The organism is Phyllobacterium sp. (genome assembly GCF_037994405.1).
In the GTDB taxonomy this organism is placed as follows: Bacteria; Pseudomonadota; Alphaproteobacteria; order Rhizobiales; family Rhizobiaceae; genus Phyllobacterium.
On record NZ_JBBNAN010000269.1, the window covers coordinates 1 to 1,842 of the forward strand.

General features: G+C 55.9%; 1 protein-coding gene and 2 pseudogenes. 2 read left to right on the forward strand and 1 reads right to left on the reverse strand.

Annotation, left to right across the window (positions count from 1 at the left end):
• The coding region (locus AAAC48_RS14845) for an AAA family ATPase (protein ID WP_340654910.1) at positions 1-1,102 on the reverse strand (1,102 nt) is incomplete at its 3' end.
• Positions 1,103-1,394: 292 nt separating this feature from the next.
• Here AAAC48_RS14845 and AAAC48_RS14850 point away from each other — a divergent pair.
• Both AAAC48_RS14850 and AAAC48_RS14855 read left to right on the forward strand, forming a co-directional pair.
• A pseudogene (locus tag AAAC48_RS14850) lies at positions 1,395-1,674 on the forward strand (epoxide hydrolase); the annotation flags it as partial.
• Between the two features lie 63 nt (positions 1,675-1,737).
• Positions 1,738-1,842: pseudogene (locus AAAC48_RS14855) on the forward strand (glyoxalase); the annotation flags it as partial.

The following is a 1,842-nucleotide window of genomic DNA, read 5'->3' on the forward strand; positions in this document are numbered from 1 at the left end:
GTACTTCAAGCGAACGAAATACAGCAGCACGAGCTCTCTCCCGGATTGCTTTGGGATCGCTATTTGACAGAAACTGATTTCTTCCTACGGCGCCGAGTAGATACGCGAAGATCTCTATGACCTCGGCATCGCGGATTCCATGATGTTCAAACAAGCTTGCAACCGCAGAAGCCGTAAGTCGTGACTGTCCGCCTTCCAACATTTCCCCGGGAAAACTGTGCAGCAGGGGATGGAGTGTCGAACGGAATCCACCAGGCATGCATTGGAAAAAAAACAACTTTGATCGCTGATCACGCGTTATTTTGCGAATCTCACGCAAAAGCCGTGACTTTCCAATTCCTGGATCTCCCTCGATCGAGAGGATTTCCCCGCGCCCGGCAAGCACGTTCTTCCAGCAATGAGCGACCATCCGCAACTCATTTTCACGCCCAATGAACGGGCCACCAAGTCTTCCGAATGCGTAAAACCGATCGACCTCCTTTCTGTGCCCGAGCGCGCGCCAAACTTTCTCCGGATCGGCGAACCCCTTAAGAATCCTACTGCCTTGAAATATGAACGCATGCGATCTGCCTGCCAGATCACGCGTTTCCTGAGAAACCAAAACGCAGTCCGGCGCGGCAATAGACTCCAAACGCGTAGCCAGCGCCAGTGCGGCACCGGCAATCCGTTCCTGCTCGCCAGTCTCATGGACGAGTGCGATAGACGTCGCGATCCCGACGCGAACGTGCAAATCATCACGTCTGGCGTCGCGACCGAGGCGCTTGCAACCTTCGATGATATCCAACCCGGCACGAATGGCGAGCGATGCCGCGTCTTTCGCCCCAAGTTGGCTGGGAAACAGCGCCACACCGCCGTCGCCCGCTTCGACCTGAATGACGCCGGAACGTGATGTTATTGATTGCCTTGCAGATTTCTGAAATGAATCAATCAGTTCCTCATAGTCTTCGATATCTAATTGTTGAAGCAAATTGGTTGATCCAACCAGATCGTAACAAAGTGCGGTTACGATTCGTCGCGAGCTAGTGTCCTCAGATGCGCGATTCTTGCGCCGAGGCGGTTTGGACGATTGTCCTGAATTAGTGCCCGGACTTTCGCGCGGCACGTCCCACTCCTGCCGTTAGCATGTTCGTCAATTTGTTTTTTCCCCTCATCAGGCAAGTATAACACACATGGCCGCTATTGGTTTGACTGCTTTGCACGGCAAAGCGCAGGTTAAACTAGTTTAGCCCAACGTCGCCAACAGTCGTTCGGCAGCCTTCAATCGGTGATCATCACCCACGGCTGGCCTGGATCGGTGTTCGAGGAGCTCAAGATCATCGATCCGCTCGCAGAGCCGACCCCCCACGACGGGCGCGCCGCTGATGAAGCGCCTCGGCGACACCCGCTACTCGCCGACGAAAAGCGCAACCTCGTCAGGGCGGCTGTACTGGGAATACGGCGGCGCACGAAGTCCTGCTCTCTCGGCTGGGGAGATGATCTCCGAGATCTCGCTCCCAGTGGCCATCACGGTCTTTCCAGCGTAGAGTTATCGAGCCCCGGAGACATGGGCTCGTCGCGCCTATCCCAACCTGATCTACTTCCATGAGGTCGATAAGGGGAGGTCATTTCGCGGCGTGGGAACAACCGTACCTTTTCAGCCCAGGGCTTCGAGACGCGTTCAGGCCGCTGCGTCGATTTGAGAGAAACCGCGGCGCGCTGCGGGCGGGCCGCTCCCTAATCAACATCGAGGAGAAAACCATGACAAATGCAGGAGTGGACATGAAGTTTGAGATCGTCGTCGTCCCTGTTTCGGACGTCGATCGGGCGAAGGAATTCTACGCAAGCCTCGGGTGGAGGCTCGAC